We start from the raw sequence: 24,730 nt of genomic DNA, 5'->3' as shown, positions 1-24,730 counted from the left end.
TGTTGGTCAAGACTCTTTTTTCTCTAACTCTCCTTCACCATTTATATAAAAATATAGAAAATAAAAAGAACCCTGATGAGCGTTATCAGGGTCTCTTGAAAAGTATTTAATCAAACGTTTGGTTAGTTTCTCAGTCCATGTATACCAAGGGTTGTCCAATTTAATTAACCGTTTAGTTAGTTTTTTCTCCACTCTTTTTATAATTCTCTTAAAAACTATCGAGTGAATCTATTCAATAGCAACCTTGGATTCTACATCCTAAGGTCTAACTAAAGACCAACTCTTTTTCCAGCTCTTTTTCGCTTAGACCAAGCGTCTTTGCTGTTGATGTATGAATTTCGTGCAGAAGCTCGGGGTTTTCCATTAGTGACATGCCAAAAGAAGGAATCATTTCTTTGATTTTCGGTTCCCACTTATTCAGATGTTGCGGGAAACATTTTTTGATTACTTCAAGCATAACGTGCACGGCAGTAGAAGCACCCGGTGAAGCGCCTAGTAATGCTGCGATCGAGCCATCAGCAGCAGTAATAACTTCCGTACCAAATTGAAGCGTTCCTTTGCCGCCAGCTTCAGTATCCTTGATAACTTGCACACGTTGGCCCGCTACTACTAAATCCCAATCCTCGCTTTTGGCGTTCGGGATAAACTCACGTAACTCCTCCATGCGTTGTTCTTTCGATAACATAACTTGCTGAATCAAGTATTTTGTCAATGACATCTCTTTTACGCCTGCCGCCAACATAGTTAAGATATTATCTGGTTTTACAGAAGTTACCAAGTCAAACATGGAACCAGTTTTTAAGAACTTTGGTGAAAAGCCGGCAAATGGTCCAAATAGCAACGATTTTTTATTGTCGATAAATCTTGTGTCAAGATGCGGAACAGACATTGGTGGAGCACCAACCTTAGCTTTTCCGTATATTTTTGCATGATTCTGCTCTACAACATTCGGATTATTGCACACCATAAATATTCCGCTTACCGGGAATCCTCCAATATGTTTTCCTTCAGGAATACCGGATTTTTGCAGTAAATGCAGACTTCCTCCCCCGCCTCCAATAAAGACGAATTTTGCCGTATGGCGCTCGACCGTACCGCTATCGAGATTCTGCACTTTCAATTCCCACAAGCCGTCGCTAGTACGTTTAATATTATTAACACTATGTTTGTAGTTTATATTGACATTTTTACTCTCTAAGTGATCAAACAACATCCGTGTTAAGGCACCAAAGTTGACATCCGTTCCAGCGTCCATTTTAGTTGCGGCTATCGGTTCATTCACTTTACGGCCTTCCATGATAAGCGGAATCCATTCCGCCAGTTTATCATGGTCATCCGAAAATTCCATCCCTTGGAATAGGGGATTGTTTGACAGCGCTTCAAAACGTTTCTTTAAAAACGTAACATTTTGTTCCCCTTGTACTAAACTCATATGAGGCAGTTGTCTGATAAAATCCTCTGGATTATGCATCAGCTTGCTGTTAACAAGATAAGACCAAAACTGCATGGAAACCTGAAACTGTTCATTAATTTTTATTGCTTTACTAATATCTAAAGATCCATCCGGTTTTTCGACTGTGTAGTTAAGTTCACATAGTGCCGCATGCCCCGTACCCGCATTATTCCACTCGTTAGAGCTTTCCTCACCTGCGTTTGCGAGCTTCTCAAACACAGTAATTTCACATTCCGGTACTAATTCTTTTAAGAGTGTCCCTAAAGTCGCACTCATGATTCCGGCGCCAATTAAAATGACGTCTGTTTTAGTTTCTATGTTGTTCATTTTCATCAACCTTTTCCCTAAAATTTGGCTAGACGTCACACTAACCTAAGCGCGACCTAGTCACACACCTTTTCTGTCTTAATTATAACCATTTATAGTGTAAAAATGTTGTTTATAGATTTATACACTTATATTATATGATAATTTTAAATTATTTAAAAGCCGGTAAAAAGTGAGAAATCCTTTTATGAAACTAGTATTCTTTTTAAATAGTTCTAATAAAAGGTGCCTGACCCCCATTGTGTTAAATCTTTAATGCGCCAGGGGGTCAAACACCTTTATTTAAAATTAGCTTATCCAGGTCTCTTTCAACTTTTTTATTTGCCAATTTCCTTCGGTATAGTGGACAGTACCTTCTACACCAATTGCACCTAATCCTGATCTATATTTAGAACCTTCAAAGAAAACATTGTTATTTAGTTTAAAATCCATTTTCTCTATTCTAAGGAGTACACCATCCAAAGACATTTTATCTGCATTGTAGTAACCTTTTTCTTTTAGTTCATCAAAAGTGGCATCCATTACATCGACTTTATATTTATCTTTGAAAAAAATCATAATTTCTTTTTTATCCTTCGCACTTAATCCATCGTCGAAATTGCTCATATCAATAGCAATAAATTTCATTTCACTACTCAATGCCTCGTCTTTTTCCATGATTGCGTCCAACGCAACGCTGTATATTTCTCCTAAATGTTCCTCCGGTTTTACTCCAAGGTTACAAGCCGTAAGAAAGGTCGATATGATCAATAGCATGGAAGCAAACTTAATTTTCAATTTTATGCCCCCCTTTCATTAACTAATACTAGGGCTTTTTTGGATTTGGAGTTCCTTTTTAAAGAAACTTCTAAAACCTACAAATGATAACTCATGATGATTAGTTCCCCTTTGCTCCCCATCCTTCGTTCTCCTTCATCAATAAATCCACATTTTTTATATAATCCTTGTGCGACCGTATTTTGAAGGTTAACTGCTAGGACAATTTCATTCGTTTCAATAAAGTGTTCCTTTACAAAGGAAGGTAATTGCAAAAGTACATTTTTGGCATACCCCTTACCTTGATGACGGAAATCTGTCGAAAAGGCTCTTAGTAAAATGGATCGATCATTATTAGAAAATGGTTTTACTCCTTCATTTTTATGTAGATTGAAAAAGGTGACCAAATTTTCTTGATCCATCGCTAAGATTGAATATCGATCTGGATCTTCATTTGAAAGTTTGATACATTCTGTTGGCGTACCAGTAAATCGAAGTTGTTCCTCCGATAATTGATACTGTTCGATATCATTCTTATATCTCTCATCGTAAAAATATAGTTGCATTGCTAGATCCCCCATCAACAGGAATATTCGTTCTTTTTAATATAAATTAGTCTAACTTTACTATACTCAAACTCTCTGTTAGATGCCTCAGCTATCAATGCAAAAATATAGGCTGTATTTTGTGACTTTTTGGTAGCTTCCTGACGACTACTAGTTATTTTTCCAAAACATCACTCCTGTAAACCGATTCGTTCTATTATCTTAATGATAGATTATTAGGTTTATTTTTCCAACAAGACTTTCACAATAAAAAGAAAAATTCCCTTAAAGAATATTTACATCAAAAGTGATATATTATGACTAGTAAATCAATCATCAAGGAGGATTACATTGAAAAAGCTCGTAAAAGTAGTTGCAGCAATTATTGAAAATGAACAGAATGAGATTCTTTGTGCTCTTAGGTCCCCAGAAATGTCTATTCCAAATATGTGGGAGTTTCCAGGCGGAAAAGTGGAAGCAAATGAGGACATCTACTCAGCCCTCGTAAGGGAAATCGATGAAGAATTGGGCTGTAAAATAGAGACACTAAATGAAGTATTTAACGATAATACACATGAATACGAAACATTTATCATTAATTTAATATCAATAAAATGTAAGGTTGTCGAAGGAACACCAACTACAAGTGAGCATTCCAAGTTAATTTGGCTAAAAACAGAAAATCTAGATTCACTAAGGTGGGCACCGGCAGACATTCCAGCAGTTAAGCAATTAATCCATGAAAAATAGTCTTCTCGAAAAGAGAAGACTAAACTTTTTTTGTAAACTCTATATATAGTGTTGCAGGTATTTCGTGCTCTAATTTGATTTTCACCATAATCTTCCGGAAGTGCTTTGTTTAGTTCCTTTTCCGTCATGTCGACTTCATTTATTAGACATATTCCCATTTGAGGGAACAATGGCAGGTTTGGGTCAGGAGTCTTTGACCATTCCATTCGATATAATACCGGTAATCCACTAGTCATTTAATAAAATCCGTCATAAAACAATTGTATTTTCTGACAGCTTCCATTACTTCAGCTCTACCTTAAAACATACTCAGTCGATAATTTCTTGATAAAAGTTCCAAAAGTTTAAGCCCAGCAACACTGTTCCCTTTTTCATCCAATGCAGGCCCGAAAATTCCAAGTCCAAATTTACCAGGAACAGCCCCCATGATTCCGCCTGATACACCACTTTTAGCCGGAATACCTATTTTTATGGCGAATTCGCCCGATGCATTATACATTCCGCACGTAACCATAAAAGTTTTGCAAATTCTTGCTACATCGTCGGGCATAAACCGTTTTCCGTTAAGAGGATCCACTCCATCCATCGCAAATATCATGCCGATTCTCGCTAAATCCAAACAATTCATTTCGACAGCACACTGTTTTGTGTATAAATCCAATAATGTTTCAACATCTTCAGTGATGATTTTATGCTGTTTGAGAAAATAACATAATGCCCGATTTAAATCAGCAGATTCAAATTCGGATCGGGCTACCTTCTCACTATATCCAACCGAAGGGTCGCCGGACAATTCCCGGATAAAGCCTAATAACCGATTAAACCGATCCTCTACTGAATCCCCTTTAATCATATGAGTCACCACAAGTGCCCCTGCATTGATCATCGGGTTTAATGGTTTAGCTAGTGCCATTGTTTCTAATTTGGCAATAGAATTAAACGGATCTCCAGTAGGCTCCATCCCAACCCGTTCAAATACATAACGAAAACCTCTTTCCATTAAAACAAGAGCTAAGCTTATTACCTTTGAGATACTTTGGAGCGTAATCTTTTTATCAATATCCCCCGCTGAGATACATCTTCCGTCAGGATAATTAATAGCAATAGACAAATCACCTGGATTTGCTTTAGCCAGCTCGGGAATATAGTCTGCAACCTTGCCATCTCTTGTATATCTTTTTGCCTCTTCCACTAATCGCCGTAAATCGTCACTTTTTTGACATGGCATTCTGCATCACCCATAGTAGTATGGGCGAATGATAGGGCGAGCATTCCATTAGAAAAAACAAAAATGTTCACATGAACCCGCTATGTAACCAAACCCAAGTAGAACTAATTTAAGGATCTAATATGAATAAAGAAGGGGCCCCTATATAGCTAATGGCCCCAATTCCTGAGCTAATTATAACCCCAGCCCATTCAACAAATCCCTTAACGACTTTAGCTCTTCAACCGTCAATGTAACACCTTTTCCCATTTTCTCATGGTCCGGTGCCCATTCACGTAAATCATATTTGGGCTCTTTTCCGTTCCAACTAATCAGATTTAGTTCTTTGCTCCAGCCTTTTGGGGACTGTGAAATTGCCCCAATAGTCTCTTTTATTTCAAATTTAATTTCAGCCATCATCCTTGGCCTCCAATCCATCATTATTCCTTTAGTCATTATGTTCATGAAAGCCTATAGTATTCCTTTACTAGCTCCATAAAATTTTTAGCAGGTGTGGAGACAAAATGATGTTCAAGCCAAATGACTCCTAATGAAGAGATCAAATTGGCATCCTTAATCGGTGTAGAGTAGAGACTTTTGTCTCCATAGACATCTAAAACAGATTTTGGCACGATCGTTGCTCCCATCCCTCCCTTAACCATCTCCATTAATACATGCATATCAGAGCATTCCGCAATACTTATTAGTGGAAGCTTTTGTCTAGAAAATGCTTCATGAATAACATTATAGATACCTAAGCCCTCAGAACTTGGAATAATAAGAGGCATATGTGAAATTTCTTCCAAAGATAATATGTGTGCTTTCTTCTTGCTCACGAAAACAAAGGGCTCATTAATTAGATGATGATAAGTCAAACCACGATGTTCAAGTGGCAAACGTACAAATGCCATTTCAATGGCCCTCGTTTTTACCATTTCCGCTAAATAAAGTGAATCATTTTGAACGATTTTTACGGAAACAAGGGAATACTTTTTGTGGAAGGATTGGAACATTTCTGGAAATCCTGTAACCGGTAAGGTATTGATCCCCACAGCTAGAACACCCCTTTTCCCCTCTTCTGTTTCTTGTAATTCATTTTTTAGTTCTTCAACACTGTTCACAAGATGCAAAGCGCGATTATAGAGTACGTTTCCTTTATCGGTTAACTCCATTCTCTTGCCATTTCGCTCGATTAATTTAACACCTAGCTCATCCTCCAATTGTTTCAACTGTATGCTAAGTGGTGGTTGAGACATATGCAGCCGATTAGCAGCGGCCGTTATATTCTTTTCCTCAGCTATTGCTATAAAATACCGTAATTGTTTAATGTCCATTGATTTTCTCCTGCTATATAAAAAAAGTATGGTTTCCATATAAATTATATATTTTTCGTATAGTATATGTCCATGATATGATAACTATCGATTTCATCCGGTAGTTAGAAAAGGGGATTGATATGGAACGTTTTTTTAAATTGCATCAACATGGTACGACAATGGCAAAGGAATTTTCCGCAGGTTTTATTTCATATATAACCGCGGTTTACATTATTATTGTCAACGCAACGATTTTAGCAGCATCCGGAATTCCGATGGAGGCGGGAATCATTGCGACAATATTAACCAGTTTTTTTGGATGTGTACTTGTCGGATTATGGAGTAATACCCCTCTTCTCCTCATTCCTGGTATGGGGCTCAATGCGATGTTTACCTATACCATCGTTCAATCTGGGGGATTTACTTGGCAGGAAGCGTTGGCGATGACTTCTGTTTCAGGGCTGATCTTCGTTGCTATTGCCTTTACACCAATGGCGAAAGTAGTTACGTCCGCCATTCCTAATTCCTTAAAAGAAGCCATTACCATCGGAATCGGAATTTTATTGATTTTAATTGGGTTTGACAATGCTGGTATTATTACGAATTCTGAGCACACCCTGCTTGCCATTGGGGATTTAAGCAGTCCCTCTGCCATCACAACATTTATTGGTTTGATTATTACAATTATATTATTTATTAAAAATGTACCTGGAAATCTTATATTAAGTATTATGATTACCTCGTTTTTATCGATTTGGCTCGGGGGAGCTACTTTTGAGGGGATTTCTTTTTCCATGGCATCTTTCCATGACTACTTTGACGTTTTTGGCCAAGCATCGTGGGTACAAGCAGGCAATATCGTATTCTGGCTAACTTCCATTTCATTTGCAATGGTAGTTGTGTTTGAAAATATCGGCTTGATCCATGGACAAAGCAAGATGTTAAACCGTCCTGAAAGCAGTAAGAAATCACTCCAGGCTACAGCTGTTTCGGTTTTATCTGCTGGAATCTTTGGAACGAGTCCTACCGTTTCATCTGTAGAAGCAGCAGTGGGAATTACAGCCGGTGGAAGAACAGGGTTAACCAGTGTTGTGACCGGGTTTATGTTTCTTGTTTCTATCTTGTTTATACCAGTGATTAAAATGGTTCCCGCAAGTGCGGTTTCGCCCATTCTGATATTAATCGGGGTTCTTATGCTGCAAAACATTGTTCATATTTCAATGGACGATTTAAGTGAGAGCTTTCCTGCACTTCTAATTATTGTATTGATTCCATTAACGTATAGCATTGCAGATGGCATGGCTATCGGCTTTATTCTATACCCATTGATGAAGCTTTTAATGGGGAAAGGGAAGGAAGTTCACCCTGCGCTTTATTTGATTGCCATTCTGTTTATTAGCAATTTTGTGATTCCATACGTATTTTAAATTTTTTTCGTTTCATCACTATATTTCTTAAAATGGAGGTTTGAATAATGTTCGAATATAAATTAGTAAAAATTAAACTTAGTAAATGGAACAATATGCCAAAGGAAGATTATCATGAAATCATTGCTAACCATGCGAAAGATGGTTGGAAATTCATCCAATTATTCGCTCCGGTTACTTCTGGATATGGTGTTGCTACCTATTTTGAAATTATTTTTGAAAGAATTCCAAACGGACTAAAAACAATGAATCAGTCAGTAAAATAATATAATTGTAATTTTATGTAGAATAATCTGATAAAGAGTCGACTCCTGCTGTAAGAAAAACCTGAGACTTGGTAGTAATTTATATAATTAGGAGCAATAAATAAATAGGGAGTTCCTGTTTAATGGAACTCCCCAATTTTTATAGTATTCTAATGTTTTTTCAAAAAGTCAAATCTATGACCTTAAACAAATACATCCAAAATTAAAACTAAAATAAAGGCGACAAAAGAAAGGAGCGTTTCCATAACTGTCCATGTCTTGAATGTTTCTTTAACAGTCAATCCCATATATTCTTTTACCAACCAGAAGCCGGCATCATTTACATGTGAAAGCATTAATGAACCTGCACCAGTAGCGATAACTAATAATTCTAGGTTAACACCTGACATATGCTCCACTACTGGAGAAACAATTCCAGCTGCGGTTGTTAGCGCAACAGTTGCTGAACCGGTAGCGACTCGGATTAATCCCGCAACTAGGAAGGCTAGGACAATCGGTGATAAGGACATTTGCTCGGACATTGCTGCAATCGCTGTCCCTACACCGCTTTCAATTAGAATTTGCTTGAACGCTCCGCCTGCCCCAATTATGAGAATAATCGAAGCTAATGGTAATAAACATTCTTCCGTTAATTTTTTAATTAACGTCCTGTCCATACCCTGGCGGAAACCCAAGAAGAAATAGGCTGCAAAACATGAAATTAGTAAAGCAATAACCGGGCTGCCAATAAGCAATAGAAATTTTTCAATAGCACCTGGCAGTGAAAGATATGGGGCAATTACCGTTAACATTATTAATAAAACAGGCAGCAAGATAATGAAAAACGAAATCGCTATACTTGGTAACCCGCTTGACTTTGTCACCACGCGGATTAATTCCGGTTCTCCAACAGGAGTTACCCGTTTTTGAATCCATTTTGAAAATAAAGGTCCGGCGATGACGGCCGTTGGAAAAGCTATAATTAATGAATAAAGCATTACATGTCCTAAGTTTGCATTATAAATGCCAATCGCTGTCATCGCACCAGGATGCGGAGGAACTAATCCGTGCACAATCGACAATCCGGCAAGCACCGGGATACCAATTAATAGAATGTTTTGTTTATTAGATTTGCGAATCGAAATAACCAAAGGCAGCAAGATTACTAGACCAACCTCAAAAAACACAGGAATCCCAATAATAAAACCAGAAAGAAGCATCGCCCATGGCAGGTATTTCACACCGAATTTTTTGATAAAGAAATCGGCTACTTGCATGCCCGCACCTGAGTCAGACATCATTTTACCTAAGATGGTTCCCAACGCTAAAATTCCAATCAGATGTCCAAGGACAGCGCCCACTCCCGTTTCATAGGCTGTGACAATCTTGTCCATTGGTACGCCAGAAAAAACAGCAAGAAACAGGCCGGCGACAGTTAAACTAATAAATGCATGCCATTTCCACCACGATACTCCTAAAATTACGATGACAATCGCTGCCAACGTAATACCTATTAAATATAAACTCATATTTTCTCACTCTCCCCTAAGAAATCGCTTACATACTATTCAAAAAAATGGGTTACTGAATGGAATCATTATAATTAACAATATAATTTTGTTTACCTGTATTATAGTAACCCACGCTATATTCCAATACATTTCCTTCATCATCACTGGAACGACGAATTCTTTTTAACACCACTGTGTCTTTTTCTACGTTTAATCTTTCACTAACATGACTAGGTGCAATCGAAACAGCAAACTCATCTCGGAATGATTCCAGTCTAATGTTTTGCTCTTCTAAAAAGCGGTACAAAGATCCGAAATTGACATCCTCTAATTCTTCCTCACTTATGTCTAATAAGATGTAATGAGTGAAATGAATATAGGGCTCGTTGTCCAATAAGTAGAGTCGTTCAATTTGGACACAATGGCTTCCAAATAAAGAATAAAGTTCCGAGTCTGAAGACAATTCAGCCTTTTTAATATTTAACACCTTTTTGGTGATGTGGTGGCCTTCTTCTACTAATAGTTCCGTAAAGCGTTTTCCTTTTGAAAGCTTCGCAGACGATACATTCGCGATGACCTTTGTTCCTTTACCACTTTTCTTCTCCAGATATCCTTCTTGAGCCAGTTCTTTAATGGCATTCCGTATCGTAATTTTGCTTACATTAAATTCTTCTTCTAATTGAGGCTCGGAGGGAATGTTCGTGTGAATTGCATAAACACCATGTAAAATACGATCCTTCAATATTTCTTTTATTTGTAAGTACATAGGTCCCTTTTTTCGATTCACATTCATTCCCTACTCGCTCCTTTTATCTCTTTATATCATCAATGGTTCCGGCCATGGCGGACAAGATCTCATCTTCCGTCGACATCGGGGTATCGCCAACAATGGTGCAGGCCAGCATTCCTGCTGCAGCTGCAAACCGGACTGTTTTCTCAGGTGAAAATCCAGCCAGTTCCCCATGTAAAATCCCGCTAGTAAAAGCATCTCCGGCTCCAATTCGATCATACACGGAAAAAGAAATCTTTTCTGAGAAGTGAAACTGCCCATCTTTATACAAATATCCCCGTATAGAATGGGTATTATCACTATTAATCCCTCGGTGTGTTCCCGCAAGCGTTTGAATATCGAAGTGTTTTGCCACCTTAGGAATGAGGTCTTTCAGCTGTTCCTCCCGGGAGGTTTCTGCTGTCTCCATTCCTAAAATATACATCGCATCTTTTTCATTCATCATGACGATATCAGCCAAAGCCAGCATGTCTTCATAATGAGGTTTCGCCTCACTGTACCCTCCCTCCCATAAGGAAGGGCGGTAATTACAATCGAAACAAACCAATCCGCCTTTTTCTTTTACCTTTTTAGCCAGCTCTTTCATACTAGCACGAACACCATCGGTCATGGCAAGCGTAATACCGCAAAAGTGAATAATATCTGTTTGCTCGGCAATCAAATCCAGATCGTAATCCGAAACATGAGCGGTATTAAAGCTGCTTTCCAGGCGATTGGTATAGGTAACCCGGCTCGCCCGCTGTCCAAAACCATTTTCTAAAAAATACAACCCAAGATATTTTCCGCCTCTAGAAACAAATTTCCGATTGATTCCCAATCGCTGTAAGAAAGAAATGGCTGCATCACCTAAAGGATCCTCTGGTAATTTCGTCACAAGATAGCCATCATAGCCTAGCTTGGTCATCGCAGAAGCAACGTTTACTCCCGTGCCTGAAAAAGAGTATTGTAATGTGTTAGCTTGAGTCAGTAATTCATATCCCGGCACCTGCAAACGCATCATTACTTCACCGAATGCAACAATTTGTTTAGGCATGCTTTTCAACCAATTTTTTTGTAATGGCGAGTAGTGTCCTCACATCATCAGGATTTGTTTTTCCAGTTTTCTTATTAATAATAGAAGAATAAACGTGAGGAATAATTTTAGGCACTTTTGCTTCCAATGCAATTTCTAAAATGGTCTCAAAATTATCTAAATCAATGCCTCCAGTTGGTTCTAAGGCAAACCCTTCTTCACCGCAAGCTTGTGCAACGGCACGGAACTCTTCCTCATGCTTTAAGCCTTTCATCGGGAAGTATTTCAAGGCATTTCCTCCCATATCCCGCACTAAGGCAATCGCCGCTTTGACTGGAACAATGGCTGTTTCACCAACTGCCGCACTTACAGGACCAGTAGAAATATTAACGTACCCTACTTTTCCAGTTGGTGATACAAGAGAATTGATCCAGCTCTCTTTCTCCCCTAAATTGGCACGTGTTGCCCCGACAGCAGGAAACACTTGATTGATATGACTACCCGGATAAAATTTAGCGATTTCCGCTACCACAGCTGCTTGTTTATTATCCCCAGCGCCAAGGCCAATTGATACGGCTTCATCAATCGCTGCCCCGTATTCCTTCATCGCTGTCACAGCAGCCTCTACCGTAGGATAATCCTTGGAAAGCACCCCAACTAGTACATGGCCTTCCGCCGCTTCAAAAACCTCGACTGCATTTTCAATACTATTAGCCAGCACATTCAATGCGACTCGGTTGTGATAAAAACGTTTTTCGATGTTTGTCATTGTTCGCTTCCTCCTAAAATGGCTCTTAATTGGGCTTCAATTACGTAAATGTCGTCACCCTGTAATGGTCGTGGATCAAGATCGAAAAAGCCCTGTCGAATTCCGTAATCACGGGTATAAATCGCAATTTCACCATTCCTTAACTGGTCATTTACTTCCTTCGCAGTTGTTTTCGTCAAAGCCGGATCAATCTGAATCCGAGCTCTAAAAATGGCACGTCCCGCTTCATCCTGTACAATCGTTACTTTTACACCGTCAATGGATTCAAGTGATTTGAGAACAGCCAGACTGGCTTTTTCCCTTTCGCTATTGTCGATCTTGACAAAATACTCGTCCAATGCCTGCAAAAGTCCAAAGGTTGTTTCTTTACCGACTTTCATGCTTCTGCCAATGCAGTGCAGTTGAACCTTAAGCCAATCGATATAGTTTTGTTTTCCGGCAACGATACCAGCCGTTGGACCTTCAATCGCCTTCGAGCCGCTATAAATCGCTAAATCGGACACTTGTACATATTTCTTCAAATCTTCCTCCGCAGCTGCATCGACAATCAATGGAACATGATTCGCTTGCGCCACTTCCCATGCTTCTTCAACCGAAATCATATTTTTTTGAACAGCGTGGTGAGATTTAACGAAAAGAATCGCCGCCGTATTTTCAGTAATGGCATCGGCAATGTGCTCCGCTTTGCCCTCATTGGCATAACCGACTTCCACTAATTTTCCGCCGCCGAGAAAAACCATCGTTTCCACCGGAGCCCCGTATTGAACGTTATGGCCCTTCAGAATGATGATTTCATTTTTTTGAATCGTTTCTTGATGAAGTCTTTCGCTTCTTCGTCTATTTCCTTCAGTCACGATTGCTGCTACCGAAAGAGCGATTCCACTCGATGCTGAGTTCACGACAACCGCTGCCTCTGATTGAAGCAGCCCAGCGATATGCTGTCCTGCTTTATCGACTAAATCAGCGATTTCAACATAATTTTGCCCGCCTATTTTCATGGCCTCCATTACGGTGTCTGTGGGAGCTGAAACACCTAAAATACTCATTCGCCCGCTTGCATTGATAACCCTTTTCAAACCATATTTAGCATTCAATGTATTCTCCATTGATTACCACTCCTTTTACGACAATATTCTGCTCTGCTGTTCGTTCTTCTCCTTCAGAATCTATCAACTGAGTCACTTTATCCTCTATAGAAAATAATGTGAGGTTAGCTAAATCTCCGACTGAAATTCTTCCGAGTGCCGGCTTATTCAACCAGTCTGCCGCTTTAACTGTAACGGCATCAATAACCTCTTTTAAGGGATATCCTAAATACAAAAATTTAGATAGTACACTGGCCATACTATAAACTGGGCCGTGCAAGCGATTTTTTCGATAGATATCCGTGCTGATCGTATCGAAGTGAATACCATACTCTTTCGCCTGCTCTGCCGTTTGGAAAGAGAAGCTAGCATTTCCATGGCCAACATCCAAATGTACTCCCCGTTTAATGGCATCCAGCAGCTTCGGAAGAGGTTTCCCAGCTTCATCAAATAAATTATTGGCTTTCCCATTTAGGTAATGGGTGATAATGTCTTTTTTCTCAAGTAAATCGAGGACATCATTAATATCCGGCGGCCCTGAACCAATATGAACCATCAGCGGCAACTCAGTGTCCTTAGAAAATTTCCGGGCCATTTTTAATGGTTCTATTCCATTTGGACCCACAACACTTTTACTAATCCTTGCTTTCAGTCCAATAATAAAATCTTTGTGTTCGGCTATGGCTCCTTTTAAAGCATCTTCATCCAGCCAAGAAAGGTCGGTTAGTTCATCGATTCGCTTTAGACCAATACGTGAAATATTTAAAAAGGCAAAAACATTCGTCTTCGACTTTTTACAGCTGTTTACTAAGTCTGGCAAACGATCAGCGCCAGTACTGCCGGCATCAACAATCGTTGTTACTCCTGTTTTATAGCCAATCTCATCCACTTCATCTCCATATGGATTAAATTCAGGAAAGGCATGGACATGCAAATCAATCCAGCCGCTGGAAACAATTACTTTATGATTAAAGTCAATTGCCTCCCCGCCATTTCCAGTTCCCGCCGGAACAATGTTTTGGATTTTTTTATTTTCTACTTTGATGTCTACTGAATTTCCATTGACAAGTTTTACATTCTGTAATACAAAACAATCTTTCATTTCCCTCATCCTTTTCGGTAAACCTAATAAAATGGGTACTTGTATACGGTTACATCTACCTTTTTTGTTTTTCTTACAAGAGTAGGTTACCACGTAATTTCACTCAAGTCAATATAACGTTATAATGTTTAGAATCCATTTCCTACCTTCTTTATATACAGCTTAGGTAAAGCACTGAAACATATTCCAATTACTGCAGAACGAAATTCAGCTAAAAAACGGCTAAACCATTGAGTTTCCGTGCCTGTCACGCCCCCGATTTTCTTGTTTCACAACGATGTTCCACGAACAACTTTAATCTATATAACAAATAACAGGCGAACAGTACTGTCACTGTTCGCCTGTTACTTGGATGCATCGGTTGCCTTGAATCAGCCTTACTGTTAATTCCAAAGTGGCGAACCCCACGAATCCCCCCAGACTCAAGATTTGCTTCTGATATTCTTCTAGTTACAAATGCCTTTGGATTATCTGCAATTAATACCGCATTTATGTTTGCCCAGACTTTTTTCAAAAGAAAACTCACTTTCGTACAAACAATTCCTAAAAATAATACCTCACAACCTAGGTTGGACTGGAAATGCTTGGTGTATTTAATTACAAACTACTCGAAAGGTGTGGTAAAATTTATTTTATCAATCAATTAATTCCAATACAAAGCAGGTGTTTACGCGTGTCCTCTGAAAAAGAAGTGAAGCTTTATTTTGTTCGGCATGGGGAGACCCATTTTAATGTAGAGAAGCGATTACAGGGATTTTGTGATTCACCACTTACAGATAAAGGAATTGAACAGGCTAAATCTGTAGGAATCGGTTTATCTGAAATAGAATTTAAAGCAGTATACGCAAGTGAAAGCCAGAGAGTAGTAGATACGGCTAGGTATGCCATTGGCCATCGAAACATCCCCATCATTACTGATCCACGTCTAAAGGAAATGAACTTTGGTGTTTTGGAATCCCTATTACAAACGGAAATTCTAGCTCAATATGGGAATATCCTAGAGACATTATTTAGTCTTAACGATTTAAATATGTCAGCACCTGGAGGGGAATCCTATTTACAGCTATTTTCACGAACAAGCTCTGCTATCGATGAAATCATTCATAAGCATAAAAATGAGGGTGGAAATGTCCTAGTATTTTCACATGGGGTAACAATAGGCAACTACTTAATGCAATTAGCAAAAATGGGCGGTTATCCTCACCATGATAATTGCAGTGTCTCTGTAATCAATTATTTGAACGGTGAATTTTATGTAGACAGGATTGCTGACACTTCTTTTCGAGATAAATACTAACTAAAATAAAGGGCAGCCCACTCCTCAAGCTGCCCCTTGAATCTGTATCCATTATGTCTTATTTCTAGTTATAGTTAACTAAGTGATAATCAGATAATAGTCATAGTCTTATTGGTTTAACAGATTAATAAACTCTTTCATGAACCCCGGAAGATCTGGCCATGCATGCCCAGAAACGAGATTACCTTGAACATGGAGCGGATTTGTTATATAGGTTGCCCCTGCTGCTTCTACATCCGGCTTACAAGCGATATAGGCGGTCAATTCTCGACCTTCCAAATATTGACGAACGGTTGTTAATACCTGACCTGCGTGACAAATGGCCCCCACAGGTTTATTTGCTTCAAAAAAGTGCGCGACGATTTTTGGAACATTTTCATTTAAGCGAATGTATTCCGGAGCCCGTCCTCCTGGAATAATGAGCCCATCGAATTCGTCCGGATTTACATCTTCAAAAGCTAACTGTGCTTCAATTAAGTATCCTTTGCTTTCCGTATAAGTATCCCATCCAATAAAGTCATGGACTACTGTTTGCAGCTTCTTCTTTGATGGTGCTGCTATTTGTACCTCGATGCCTTCTTCAAGACAACGAAAATACGGATAATAAATTTCCAATGCCTCTACAGCATCTCCTGCTAGGATTAAAACTTTTTTTGACACTTAAAAAACTCCCCCTGTTAAAAAATTAGGCTATTGCCTTTATTTATATATTCATAATGCTTCTAATAATTTCCTTAAATTCAAAATTAAATAGTTCTATTAATATTACTCATGAAAAATCAAAACGATTGATTAGTTTTTTTGTCCATTTATAACAAGTTTTAATTATTTTTTCTATTCTGAAAATTAATTTGTTATTTTTTAGTTTATTTAATAATATATATCTAAAGATTATATATCTTTTAGATAGGTGAGGACATTTGAAAAATTATAACGATACACTCTATGCGATTTTAGGAATTTTAACCACTGACTGCAAATCTGGTTACGCCATTAAACGGCTCATTGATCAGAGCTTAAATCATTTCTGGAAGATAAGTTACGGTCAAATATACCCAACTCTTAAATTAATCGTCCAAGAGGGATTAGCAGAAGTTCGTACTTCATCAAACCCAGGAAAGCCGGATAGAAATGAGTACTTCCTCACTTCAAAAGGAATAGAAACTTTAAAAAATTGGTTGGAACATCCCATAGAACAACTTCCTGTTGAACGAAATGAAATTTTGCTCAAATTGTTTTTTGGCCGCTATCAGTCCAGAGAAAAGACGGTCTTGCTTCTAGAGAATTACAAGAAAAAGTTAGAAGAGCGTTACCAAACTTACTTATCGATCGAACTGGCCATTGTTAATCACAAAGATAACGAGGAGGATTCAATGTATTGGTTGTTTACATTAGATTATGGAAAAAGGACCACGAAGGCTGCCATGGACTGGTGCGAGTTTACTCTTGAGAGTTTTTAACTAAGGAGGAGATTAGTAATGGCCAAACATATCTATACTGGGCGTTATACCACTGAGAATACAGAGGATATTGTCGTTTTTATCATTGGAATGAGAGTTAACAAGCGATTTGCACTTCATAAGTGGTTACCAGTATTTAATGCAATGCCTGGAATGATTAAGGAGCTTTATACGAACAAAGATGAATTGGGATTTTTATCGATGGAAAGCTATTTTGGACTTAGAACGACTGCATTGATCCAATATTGGCGTTCAATGGAAGACCTACACGCTTATGCAAAAAATGAGAAGCATTTGAGTGCATGGGAAAATTTTAATAAAAAGGTAGGAAACAATGATGCTGTTGGAATTTACCACGAAACCTATCAAATAAGAAATGGATCTTATGAATCTATATATGGAAATATGCCCCACTACGGCTTAGGTAAAGCACTGAAACATATTCCAATTACTTCAGAACGAAATTCAGCTAAAAAACGACTAAATCATTAGTGTTTCCGTGCCTGTCAACCCCCGGATTTTCTTGTTTCACAATGATGTTCCACACGTGCCTTTATATTAGATAAACCATAAAAGGCGAACAGTACCTGTCACTGTTCGCCATTATTATTCATATTGAGAAATAATTTGTTTAAAAAGCCTCCTAAATTGCTCCCGATCTTCTGCAGTAAAAGGCTTTGGTCCGCAGGTCCCCACCGAAACCTGCCGGAAACCATATCATTCATATTCATTTCAAACTTGTTTAATAATTGTTTATGGAGCCTTACATCTAAATCTTCAGGTGACGAACTGAATCTGGCTCCGGGCTTTTGATTTGAATAGGGCCATTTTTTGTTACCATACCAAGGACCTGCTCTAGAACCAAAACCTTTAGTCCCATCTCTCCCAGTTCTTTCGCGGTAACGGCCCCGCCTCCGCCTGCTCCAATGACAATCACGTACTGATTTTCCGTTAGTCCTTCACCTTCTTATGCGGCAAAGATGCTAAGCACCCGCGAAAATCACGATATCCGTTTGAGGGACCTGGATATTGGGTCTGGATCCATCCATGTGAAAATATTCGACTCTTCTATATTCAGGCGAAAACAAACGTGTCGTACCGTATCCCGGCCATTCCGAATAGAGGCCAAATTGGGTGAGTTGATTGAGTACATCCATCATATTCCGAATAAGCCCGGGGTTGTTTTGATAAGGTAGATTCAAGGTTTCAAAATTAATTTCCAGCCGCTCTATTAGGGAAATGGTTTAAACGGTCAATTGGCGATAGCGTTGTGAACGGACCTCCTCCAGGAAATGCATACACATTAAAAGGATATTGAATCTGCCCCGTCCGAATAAATTGTGCAGCCCCTGAGTCCAGCAATTCAGCCGTTGCTTTTGACATGGGGTTATTGACTAAATTTAGCTGCTTTTTTACCGGAAGAGCAATTGAATGATCCAAGATCCAAATAACATACTCATAAACTCTTAATTCCAATGCACCCGCTGTTTGAAAAGGTTTTGAAAAATAAGTAGTTGCTGGAATAATAGCTTGAACAAGTGCTTGAAAAGTTGACAAGATATGCCTATTGCTTGCTCCCGTTATTTTCAGCGCCCCCTAAACTTATTGGAATGATTACCTTTCACATCCTTATATTAATTATGGGTTTGTATTTCTATGTCAGGGAGTCTAAAAAATTAACTTGGCTGCAAGCATGAAATCCATTATCTTTTTTTTACTATGACGGAATGATAGCTGTTAAACAATTCCAATGATAAATTCTTAGTGAATTCTTGTGCCTCATGAATAAATGCTGTTATCGCAGGGCTTGTATACTCTGTTGAACGGACCTCAAGCCCTAAATTTTGGTACACTTGCGGGCTTAAATAGGAAGCAGTGATCTTGGACAAGGTGGAGGGGATGGCCAGCTCCGGAAGAATCGTATTTCCAACCCCTTCTTGAACCATTGCGATGATAGTAGCGATATCACTGACTTCAAATTGAATTTTAGGTGAGAAACCTTGTTCCTTAAAGATCGCCCGGATGACATGACCACATTCTTTTGGCATGATGAAAGGTTCACTGGCGATATCCTTTATTTCGATAGATGATTGATGACTCAGTGGATGGGTTTCTGGTACAAAAACGACCATTTTATCCTGCAGTAATGGAAAAAATTCGAATTCATGCTTTTCTTCCGTGACCACGGCAACATCCACGACTGACAATTTAATCCAATTTCTCATCTCTTCATAATTCCCCTCATAGAGCACTACTTCTACACCGGGAAACCGTTTTTTAAATGAGCTGATCATTCCTGGCAGTAGTTTGGCTGACATGCCCGAAATGCTTCCGATTCTAACCGTTCCCGTTTCAAGTCCCGTGATTCCAGCTGCCTCATTAATGATCTTTGTTTTAATCATGATTAAATCTCTAACTAAGCTCGCGATTCGTTTGCCGATTTCCGTCAAACTGACACCAGTCCTGTGCCGGTTTAATAATTTTATATTTAGCGCTGATTCCAATGCTGCTACCGCTTGACTGACTGCCGATTGTGAGAGGCCGATTTGCTCACCAGCTTTTGTAAAACTTTTTGTTTCCACTACCTTTAAGAAAACCTCTAATTGAAATAGAGTCATAGGATTCCTCATTTCCATACATTAGATTTTACTTATGTATAATATTCAAAGTATTAATTTTACTTATATTATACCTCATCATATACTACAATCAACGACGAACAGAAAGGTGAGATAGTTCATGAGCATTTTACAGGCAGAGGGACAGGTAATTCTTAAGGAAATCCAAACAAGCAAGTGGGTGCTAATCGATTGCTGGGCCCCATGGTGCCCTCCTTGCAGGTTGATTGGAGCCGTATTGGAGGAAATCGATCTAGAATTTGATCTAAAAATTGTAAAAGTGAATGCGGATGATAATCCGGAGTTTATCAGCGAGTTTCAGGTAATGGGAATCCCTACATTATTGCTTTTTCAAGATGGCCAGCTTGTTGGGAGGATCACTGGATTTCAACCTAAAGTCCAGCTAATCGAATCATTAAAAAAGTATGGATTAATAGAATAATGATTGCTTTTGTACCATGAGTCAGCTGCTGAGCTGCCTCATGGTTTACTATCTATCAAAGTTATCATTCTCATTATTGCATCGGATTGGCAAAATCATTAATCCAAATTTTAACTTGGTCATTTTCGTGAATTTCCCCGGGTCTTTCTATTGCACATACGATCCCCCGTCGCTTATAACCTGCACGCACAAAACGGAAAGACAACTTCTCATGGTTTTCATAATGATTTTGGATTTCATCCTCAGGTAGCGTACAAGGCTGGTTTTCTCCCATACATATTAATCCTGCACCACTTGGAAAAAGGATCCGTGACCCAATGGTGAGCTTGGTTAATTCCGGAAATTCTTTTACCAAGAGATTTGCTCCTAACCACACTGGAAGCCCGAGTCTCCCCCTAATTCTTCTGCAATCCGGTATAATTCATCTACAGAAACTATTGTTATTTGACGCCGGTTCAGTATCTCTGTTCCTCTTGGATACATCGACTGTCTTGAATCTGCTTTACTAGTTAAAACGTTTCATATTTAACCATTATTATAGTAGAAGGATAAAACGGAATTTTTCACCTATTTCTATATTAAGAAAAGACCGGATTCAAGTACAATCCGATCTAAGGTCTATTTCGTCATACTTCGGGTGGTGACAGGCACCATTCTTTGGCGATTGCCACTCTGCACCAGAATCGTCCCCAAAATAACCGTTAAAGCACCTATACCTGATTCCCAAGAAAGATATTCCCGATAAAACAAAACACCTAGTACCATAGCAATGAGAGGAGAAATAAAAAGCCAGGTAGACGGAAAAACAGGATTGGTCCTCGAGACTAGCCAGTAAAAAAGAGTATGACCTATCATTGAGCCAAAAACTATTAAATAAAGAAACGAGCCTATGGATGCTGTACTAGTCAAGCTAGTAAACTGTATATCCTCTGTAAAAAGAGACAAAAGAATGAGTAAGATTCCCCCATGCATCATTTGGGCTGCATTTAATGCAATGGGGGAAGCTGATTCAAATTTTTCCATCACATGTTTTGAATAAATGGCCCCAGAAGCATAAAATACCTCGCCAATGACAATCAAGAGACACCCCATTAACCAGTACCGTTCCCCCTGAAGAGTAAAGCTTGGCAAAATGAGAAGAGCAACTCCCACAACACCTACAAGGCATCCAATAAAAGAAATTTGATTCACTTTCTTCTTCAATATGGTCGTTTGGATCAATAAAATTATCATCGGACCGGTAGCCGATAGCACAGCGGCTGCACCAGACGTCACATATTGTTCTGCCCAATATAAAGTTGCAAACGTCCCAAAGGTTAAACCGATCCCTGTAATCAGCATTTCCTTACGAAATAACAAACCTATCGTGGTTTTTCTTCGCAAGACCATGAACCCAAAAAGAATAAAACCTGCAATAAAAAACCGAAGTCCAGCAGAGAAAAAGGGTGGAATACCTGCATCTATCCCTATTTTTATTGCTAAAAAGGTCGTACCAAAAATCAAACACATGAACAAATAACCAATCATCACCATTAACAATTCCTCCTTTTTTATCCATTATAGGAGGTTGGGGATAGAACAGATTATCATCAATAGAACAGTTCAATAAGGAATCGTGGTACAATCAAGGAGAAATGGGGGAAGGACATGACCAATGGTGATTATCTATTTAAACAAGTTTATGATTATGTTTTACACCGGATTGAACGCAATGAGTGGCAGGAAGAGGATAAGCTTCCCTCTGTAAGAAAATTAGCTGAGGAAATGAATGTTCATCGATTAACGGTTTTAAAAGCCTATCAGTTGCTTAAACAACAAAATAAAGTATATGTCAAAGATAAATCAGGATATTATGTTCAATTAAGTGGAAGAGCGAAATTTGAAAATCTAGAGAATCCTCTTATTTCAGCATACGCACAAAAAAATCACTTATCCGAGATTCATCAAGTTCCGGTTTCCTATAATTTTTCACAGGCGTTAATTGACCCCAGCCTCTTGCCTAATCTCTTTTTATCCGATTACGTAAAAAAAGTGTTTGATCTCTATCCCAAAGTACTGGCAACCTACTCAACCGTTCAAGGGGACAAGGAGCTGCGGGAAGCACTGTGCGAATATTTTATTAACCAGTATAAAACGATTACGACAGCGGATAACCTGTTAATCACGACTGGTTCTCAGCAAGCGATTTACCTCATTGCTCAAGCTTTTGTTAAATCAAGAGACACCATTTTAATGGAACAGCCAAGCTATAGTGCCGCAATTGATACTTTTAGAGCACAAGGAGCAAATATTGTAACCGTGGACATCCAACCTGACGGATACGATTTAGAGCATGTTGAATTTATGATGAAAAAATACAAGCCACGACTCTTTTATATGAATCCAACCTTCCATAATCCAACTGGATACACGGTCCCAGCCGCACAAAGAAAGCAATTAGTCCAATTAGCTGAGCAATATCGCTGTCTCTTAATCGAAGATAACGCCTATCACGACATCTATTTTGACCAAGAGCCGCCTCCTCCCTTTTACACCTATGACACATCTGGAATCGTGATTTATGTAAGGAGCTTTTGCAAATATATCTCACCTGGACTACGAATTGCGGTAGTAAATGCACAATCATCCATTATGAAACCACTCCTAGGGGTGAAATCACTAGCTGATAACGGATCTCCACTCCTGAATCAAAAGATTTTCCTTCATTACTTTTCATCACCCAGACTGCAACAACACGTTGAAAAACTACGAATTGCCTTACAAATAAGAAAGGAAATCATGGAGAAAGAACTAGCGGTAACAGATTTGCACTGGACCAGCCCAGATGGTGGCTTAAACTTATGGGTACGGCTTTCCAACCATCAATCGACAGATGAATTATTAGTTAAATGCCTTCAACAATCAATCTCCATTGTTCCTGGTCGTGTTTGTGATCCATTAAACCAGCCATCCTCATGGGTGCGCTTAAGCTATTCCTATGCTAATGAAGAACAAATCCGTAAAGGAATAAGGAAATTTATCAATTTAGTAGATGGAAACCAGGGGGACCGCTCTGGTGATCTACACTTCCCTAATTAGAACCGTCCCCGTGGAATTCTTTAATAACATTGGAAAATAAAAAGGTGACAGTTGATGGACTGTCCCACAAAATCACTCAAAAGGTCAATCCTTCGTAGTTACAATGTTGGCAAAACTTTTCTCGCCCCTAAAAAAAGCCAAGTAATAAGGACAAAAGGCATAGTTAGGGCAGGAAGACCATATGGTAAAAGCCAGGTACTGGTACTAGCAGTAAGTGGGACTGTTAAACAAGCAGCTGCAATCCCTGAAATACTCTTAAATCGATTATCTTCAGTGCTAAATACAGTTGCTACTGCCATACATGCCAATATTGCATTGTAGCCATATAGCCCTAGTATAATTAATGAGTGCTCCCCTCCAAGTCCGTAAGCTGTAAGCAAAGCAGCCGCATTTCCTACTACAGCATAAAGACCGAGTTTCCATCCTGCCCAAAAAACAGCAATAAACAGCAACACTCCAGATAGGATATTATCCAGAAAAAATATTTGTCCAATTCCATTAAAAATTCCATCCGTCCAATTTACCTCACCTTCAATATCTAGTTTCCAGTGCGATAAACTTTGAGGAACTAAGGTGTTACTTAATTGGAATACTTTTAATCGGTAAGAAACTAATAGCATAAACCAAGTCAGGATGATAAAAGGGATCGTAAGAATAGGAAGTGCAGCATTTTTCATAAAATGGACCATCATAGCTGCAAAGATCGCCGCAATAAGTGCCCCTACTAAAGCAATAATCCACCGAGAAGATCCAGTTAAAAATAATGTAAGGGCAATGCCTGTTAGCACAGAATTATACCCGTATAAACCGGAATTTACACTTTTTTCATTTGCCCCGCCTATTTTTCCGATTAATGTACCGATAAGAGAAGACAAAAAAGCAATAATTCCTAATTCATAAGATGAAAGAGTAATAGCGATTAGAATAAGGACACCAGAAACAGCATTCTCAATAAAGATGACTTGAGAGACCCCTTTCAGCGACGCCAAAATAATTGAAGGAAACTCCCTCCTTGATAAGTAAGCCTCCTCTGGCAAATATATACTATTGTCTTTTAGCATCGACAACACTTCTCCTTAAAAAAATTTCTAAATGAAAAAATAAAAGATTAAATCAAATCTATATGGAAAAGCTATTTATGTTTGCTTTTCTAAAAGATGACTACATATTAGTATTTTCTTAATTAAGAAAAATACATTTGGTAATTATATGAAAAAGAGGAGGTTTACCATGCAATTATTACCTCGTGAGATTGATAAGCTCATGATTGTCGTTGCTGCGGATCTTGCTAAAAGACGAAAAGAAAGGGGCTTAAAATTAAATTACCCAGAAGCTGTTGCGCTAATTACTTATGAAGTACTAGAAGGTGCAAGGGATGGAAAAACGGTTGCCGAATTAATGGAATTTGGCGCAACAATCTTGTCTCGCGAAGATGTCATGAATGGCATTCCAGATATCATTGACGATATTCAAGTAGAAGCTACATTTCCTGATGGAACCAAACTGGTAACTGTACATGATCCAATTCGATAAGAATGAA

General features: G+C 38.7%; 29 protein-coding genes. 9 read left to right on the top strand and 20 right to left on the bottom strand.

The window, feature by feature from the left end:
- Nucleotides 1–265: 265 nt before the first annotated feature.
- The 3 genes from J7E66_RS17570 to J7E66_RS17560 all read right to left on the bottom strand — a co-directional run bounded on the left by J7E66_RS17570 (nt 266) and on the right by J7E66_RS17560 (nt 3,102).
- A complete protein-coding gene (locus J7E66_RS17570; RefSeq protein WP_215002193.1) occupies nt 266–1,780 on the bottom strand; it encodes a malate:quinone oxidoreductase in 1,515 nt (504 codons plus the stop codon).
- Nucleotides 1,781–2,068: 288 nt separating this feature from the next.
- A complete protein-coding gene (locus J7E66_RS17565) occupies nt 2,069–2,557 on the bottom strand; it encodes a peptide ABC transporter substrate-binding protein (RefSeq protein WP_215002191.1) in 489 nt (162 codons plus the stop codon).
- Between the two features lie 77 nt (nt 2,558–2,634).
- Nucleotides 2,635–3,102 (bottom strand): GNAT family N-acetyltransferase, encoded by a 468-nt coding sequence (locus tag J7E66_RS17560; protein WP_215002189.1) that lies wholly within the window; start codon nt 3,100–3,102, stop codon nt 2,635–2,637.
- Nucleotides 3,103–3,432: 330 nt separating this feature from the next.
- Between J7E66_RS17560 and J7E66_RS17555 the strand changes: the two genes are divergently transcribed.
- On the top strand, nt 3,433–3,831 hold the full coding sequence (locus tag J7E66_RS17555) for a (deoxy)nucleoside triphosphate pyrophosphohydrolase (RefSeq protein WP_215002187.1): 399 nt from the start codon (nt 3,433–3,435) through the stop codon (nt 3,829–3,831).
- A 298-nt stretch (nt 3,832–4,129) separates the two neighbouring features.
- Here the strand turns inward: J7E66_RS17555 and glsA are convergent, their stop codons facing one another.
- The 3 genes from glsA to J7E66_RS17540 all read right to left on the bottom strand — a co-directional run bounded on the left by glsA (nt 4,130) and on the right by J7E66_RS17540 (nt 6,372).
- The gene (gene glsA, locus J7E66_RS17550) at nt 4,130–5,059 is read right to left on the bottom strand and encodes a glutaminase A (protein WP_215002185.1); all 930 of its coding nucleotides are present in this window, start codon (nt 5,057–5,059) and stop codon (nt 4,130–4,132) included.
- A gap of 174 nt (nt 5,060–5,233) precedes the next feature.
- Nucleotides 5,234–5,455, bottom strand: a complete 222-nt coding sequence (locus J7E66_RS17545) for a YdbC family protein (protein WP_215002183.1) — start codon at nt 5,453–5,455, stop codon at nt 5,234–5,236.
- A gap of 44 nt (nt 5,456–5,499) precedes the next feature.
- The gene (locus J7E66_RS17540) at nt 5,500–6,372 is read right to left on the bottom strand and encodes a LysR family transcriptional regulator (protein ID WP_215002181.1); all 873 of its coding nucleotides are present in this window, start codon (nt 6,370–6,372) and stop codon (nt 5,500–5,502) included.
- 122 nt (nt 6,373–6,494) lie between these two features.
- On the opposite strand from J7E66_RS17540, the gene J7E66_RS17535 reads away from it, so the two are divergent.
- Both J7E66_RS17535 and J7E66_RS17530 read left to right on the top strand, forming a co-directional pair.
- Nucleotides 6,495–7,781: an NCS2 family permease gene (locus tag J7E66_RS17535; RefSeq protein WP_215002179.1), complete on the top strand. Its 1,287-nt coding sequence runs from the start codon at nt 6,495–6,497 to the stop codon at nt 7,779–7,781.
- Nucleotides 7,782–7,828: 47 nt separating this feature from the next.
- Nucleotides 7,829–8,047, top strand: a complete 219-nt coding sequence (locus J7E66_RS17530) for a DUF4177 domain-containing protein (protein ID WP_215002177.1) — start codon at nt 7,829–7,831, stop codon at nt 8,045–8,047.
- A gap of 182 nt (nt 8,048–8,229) precedes the next feature.
- On the opposite strand, the gene J7E66_RS17525 is transcribed toward J7E66_RS17530, so the two are convergent.
- From J7E66_RS17525 to J7E66_RS17495, 7 genes are all read right to left on the bottom strand, one after another.
- Nucleotides 8,230–9,555 carry a GntT/GntP/DsdX family permease gene (locus J7E66_RS17525; RefSeq protein WP_215002175.1) on the bottom strand — a complete coding sequence of 442 codons (1,326 nt, stop codon included), beginning with the start codon at nt 9,553–9,555 and terminating at the stop codon, nt 8,230–8,232.
- A 52-nt stretch (nt 9,556–9,607) separates the two neighbouring features.
- On the bottom strand, nt 9,608–10,330 hold the full coding sequence (locus J7E66_RS17520) for a GntR family transcriptional regulator (protein WP_215002173.1): 723 nt from the start codon (nt 10,328–10,330) through the stop codon (nt 9,608–9,610).
- Nucleotides 10,331–10,346: 16 nt separating this feature from the next.
- Complete coding sequence (locus tag J7E66_RS17515; protein ID WP_215002171.1) at nt 10,347–11,360, bottom strand: sugar kinase; 1,014 nt, start codon at nt 11,358–11,360, stop codon at nt 10,347–10,349.
- Nucleotides 11,353–12,108, bottom strand: a complete 756-nt coding sequence (gene dagF, locus J7E66_RS17510; RefSeq protein WP_215002169.1) for a 2-dehydro-3-deoxy-phosphogluconate aldolase — start codon at nt 12,106–12,108, stop codon at nt 11,353–11,355. Before dagF ends, J7E66_RS17515 begins: the two co-directional genes overlap by 8 nt.
- A complete protein-coding gene (locus tag J7E66_RS17505) occupies nt 12,105–13,214 on the bottom strand; it encodes a DgaE family pyridoxal phosphate-dependent ammonia lyase (protein WP_215002167.1) in 1,110 nt (369 codons plus the stop codon). Before J7E66_RS17505 ends, dagF begins: the two co-directional genes overlap by 4 nt.
- Nucleotides 13,192–14,295, bottom strand: a complete 1,104-nt coding sequence (locus tag J7E66_RS17500) for an amidohydrolase/deacetylase family metallohydrolase (protein WP_215002165.1) — start codon at nt 14,293–14,295, stop codon at nt 13,192–13,194. The genes J7E66_RS17505 and J7E66_RS17500 overlap by 23 nt, the downstream gene beginning before the upstream one ends.
- 247 nt (nt 14,296–14,542) lie before the next feature.
- Nucleotides 14,543–14,809: a hypothetical protein gene (locus J7E66_RS17495; protein ID WP_215002163.1), complete on the bottom strand. Its 267-nt coding sequence runs from the start codon at nt 14,807–14,809 to the stop codon at nt 14,543–14,545.
- 159 nt (nt 14,810–14,968) lie between these two features.
- Here J7E66_RS17495 and J7E66_RS17490 point away from each other — a divergent pair, with 159 nt between their 5' ends.
- Complete coding sequence (locus J7E66_RS17490; RefSeq protein ID WP_215002162.1) at nt 14,969–15,592, top strand: histidine phosphatase family protein; 624 nt, start codon at nt 14,969–14,971, stop codon at nt 15,590–15,592.
- 108 nt (nt 15,593–15,700) lie between these two features.
- Here J7E66_RS17490 and J7E66_RS17485 read toward each other — a convergent pair whose 3' ends face one another.
- Nucleotides 15,701–16,252 (bottom strand): DJ-1/PfpI family protein, encoded by a 552-nt coding sequence (locus J7E66_RS17485; protein ID WP_215002160.1) that lies wholly within the window; start codon nt 16,250–16,252, stop codon nt 15,701–15,703.
- 260 nt (nt 16,253–16,512) lie between these two features.
- Between J7E66_RS17485 and J7E66_RS17480 the strand changes: the two genes are divergently transcribed.
- The gene (locus tag J7E66_RS17480) at nt 16,513–17,052 is read left to right on the top strand and encodes a PadR family transcriptional regulator (RefSeq protein ID WP_215002158.1); all 540 of its coding nucleotides are present in this window, start codon (nt 16,513–16,515) and stop codon (nt 17,050–17,052) included.
- 18 nt (nt 17,053–17,070) lie between these two features.
- The gene (locus tag J7E66_RS17475) at nt 17,071–17,544 is read left to right on the top strand and encodes a DUF4188 domain-containing protein (protein ID WP_215002156.1); all 474 of its coding nucleotides are present in this window, start codon (nt 17,071–17,073) and stop codon (nt 17,542–17,544) included.
- A gap of 277 nt (nt 17,545–17,821) precedes the next feature.
- Here the strand turns inward: J7E66_RS17475 and J7E66_RS17470 are convergent, their stop codons facing one another.
- The 3 genes from J7E66_RS17470 to J7E66_RS17460 form a co-directional block, all read right to left on the bottom strand.
- The gene (locus J7E66_RS17470; RefSeq protein ID WP_215002154.1) at nt 17,822–17,989 is read right to left on the bottom strand and encodes an NAD(P)-binding protein; all 168 of its coding nucleotides are present in this window, start codon (nt 17,987–17,989) and stop codon (nt 17,822–17,824) included.
- Nucleotides 17,990–18,264: 275 nt separating this feature from the next.
- Nucleotides 18,265–18,609, bottom strand: a complete 345-nt coding sequence (locus tag J7E66_RS17465) for a hypothetical protein (protein ID WP_215002152.1) — start codon at nt 18,607–18,609, stop codon at nt 18,265–18,267.
- Nucleotides 18,610–18,755: 146 nt separating this feature from the next.
- Nucleotides 18,756–19,670: a LysR family transcriptional regulator gene (locus J7E66_RS17460; protein WP_215002150.1), complete on the bottom strand. Its 915-nt coding sequence runs from the start codon at nt 19,668–19,670 to the stop codon at nt 18,756–18,758.
- A 121-nt stretch (nt 19,671–19,791) separates the two neighbouring features.
- On the opposite strand from J7E66_RS17460, the gene J7E66_RS17455 reads away from it, so the two are divergent.
- Entirely contained in the window at nt 19,792–20,112 is a 321-nt protein-coding gene (locus tag J7E66_RS17455) for a thioredoxin family protein (protein ID WP_215002148.1), read from the top strand.
- A gap of 73 nt (nt 20,113–20,185) precedes the next feature.
- Here the strand turns inward: J7E66_RS17455 and J7E66_RS17450 are convergent, their stop codons facing one another.
- Entirely contained in the window at nt 20,186–20,488 is a 303-nt protein-coding gene (locus J7E66_RS17450; protein WP_374103860.1) for an MOSC domain-containing protein, read from the bottom strand.
- Nucleotides 20,489–20,730: 242 nt separating this feature from the next.
- On the bottom strand, nt 20,731–21,645 hold the full coding sequence (locus J7E66_RS17445; protein ID WP_215002144.1) for a DMT family transporter: 915 nt from the start codon (nt 21,643–21,645) through the stop codon (nt 20,731–20,733).
- A gap of 114 nt (nt 21,646–21,759) precedes the next feature.
- Here J7E66_RS17445 and J7E66_RS17440 point away from each other — a divergent pair, with 114 nt between their 5' ends.
- On the top strand, nt 21,760–23,190 hold the full coding sequence (locus tag J7E66_RS17440) for an aminotransferase-like domain-containing protein (RefSeq protein ID WP_215002142.1): 1,431 nt from the start codon (nt 21,760–21,762) through the stop codon (nt 23,188–23,190).
- A gap of 98 nt (nt 23,191–23,288) precedes the next feature.
- On the opposite strand, the gene J7E66_RS17435 is transcribed toward J7E66_RS17440, so the two are convergent.
- On the bottom strand, nt 23,289–24,251 hold the full coding sequence (locus tag J7E66_RS17435) for an urea transporter (RefSeq protein ID WP_215002140.1): 963 nt from the start codon (nt 24,249–24,251) through the stop codon (nt 23,289–23,291).
- A gap of 169 nt (nt 24,252–24,420) precedes the next feature.
- Here J7E66_RS17435 and J7E66_RS17430 point away from each other — a divergent pair, with 169 nt between their 5' ends.
- On the top strand, nt 24,421–24,723 hold the full coding sequence (locus J7E66_RS17430; protein WP_066250648.1) for an urease subunit gamma: 303 nt from the start codon (nt 24,421–24,423) through the stop codon (nt 24,721–24,723).
- Nucleotides 24,724–24,730 lie beyond the last annotated feature (7 nt).

Source organism: Bacillus sp. ISL-7 (genome assembly GCF_018613065.1).
The sequence above is the reverse complement of the archived record's forward strand: the minus strand, read 5'-3'. Positions and strand labels throughout refer to the sequence as shown.

Bases quoted from the DNA above. Each gene is read 5' to 3' on its own strand.
- J7E66_RS17570 (WP_215002193.1), bottom strand. From the start codon at position 1,780: ATGAACAACATAGAAACTAAAACAGACGTCATTTTAATTGGCGCCGGA.
- J7E66_RS17560 (WP_215002189.1), bottom strand. From the start codon at position 3,102: ATGCAACTATATTTTTACGATGAGAGATATAAGAATGATATCGAACAG.
- glsA (WP_215002185.1), bottom strand. From the start codon at position 5,059: ATGCCATGTCAAAAAAGTGACGATTTACGGCGATTAGTGGAAGAGGCA.
- J7E66_RS17545 (WP_215002183.1), bottom strand. From the start codon at position 5,455: ATGGCTGAAATTAAATTTGAAATAAAAGAGACTATTGGGGCAATTTCA.
- J7E66_RS17540 (WP_215002181.1), bottom strand. From the start codon at position 6,372: ATGGACATTAAACAATTACGGTATTTTATAGCAATAGCTGAGGAAAAG.
- J7E66_RS17535 (WP_215002179.1), top strand. From the start codon at position 6,495: ATGGAACGTTTTTTTAAATTGCATCAACATGGTACGACAATGGCAAAG.
- J7E66_RS17530 (WP_215002177.1), top strand. From the start codon at position 7,829: ATGTTCGAATATAAATTAGTAAAAATTAAACTTAGTAAATGGAACAAT.
- J7E66_RS17525 (WP_215002175.1), bottom strand. From the start codon at position 9,555: ATGAGTTTATATTTAATAGGTATTACGTTGGCAGCGATTGTCATCGTA.
- J7E66_RS17520 (WP_215002173.1), bottom strand. From the start codon at position 10,330: ATGAATGTGAATCGAAAAAAGGGACCTATGTACTTACAAATAAAAGAA.
- J7E66_RS17515 (WP_215002171.1), bottom strand. From the start codon at position 11,360: ATGCCTAAACAAATTGTTGCATTCGGTGAAGTAATGATGCGTTTGCAG.
- dagF (WP_215002169.1), bottom strand. From the start codon at position 12,108: ATGACAAACATCGAAAAACGTTTTTATCACAACCGAGTCGCATTGAAT.
- J7E66_RS17505 (WP_215002167.1), bottom strand. From the start codon at position 13,214: ATGGAGAATACATTGAATGCTAAATATGGTTTGAAAAGGGTTATCAAT.
- J7E66_RS17500 (WP_215002165.1), bottom strand. From the start codon at position 14,295: ATGAAAGATTGTTTTGTATTACAGAATGTAAAACTTGTCAATGGAAAT.
- J7E66_RS17475 (WP_215002156.1), top strand. From the start codon at position 17,071: ATGGCCAAACATATCTATACTGGGCGTTATACCACTGAGAATACAGAG.
- J7E66_RS17460 (WP_215002150.1), bottom strand. From the start codon at position 19,670: ATGACTCTATTTCAATTAGAGGTTTTCTTAAAGGTAGTGGAAACAAAA.
- J7E66_RS17455 (WP_215002148.1), top strand. From the start codon at position 19,792: ATGAGCATTTTACAGGCAGAGGGACAGGTAATTCTTAAGGAAATCCAA.
- J7E66_RS17445 (WP_215002144.1), bottom strand. From the start codon at position 21,645: ATGGTGATGATTGGTTATTTGTTCATGTGTTTGATTTTTGGTACGACC.
- J7E66_RS17440 (WP_215002142.1), top strand. From the start codon at position 21,760: ATGACCAATGGTGATTATCTATTTAAACAAGTTTATGATTATGTTTTA.
- J7E66_RS17435 (WP_215002140.1), bottom strand. From the start codon at position 24,251: ATGCTAAAAGACAATAGTATATATTTGCCAGAGGAGGCTTACTTATCA.
- J7E66_RS17430 (WP_066250648.1), top strand. From the start codon at position 24,421: ATGCAATTATTACCTCGTGAGATTGATAAGCTCATGATTGTCGTTGCT.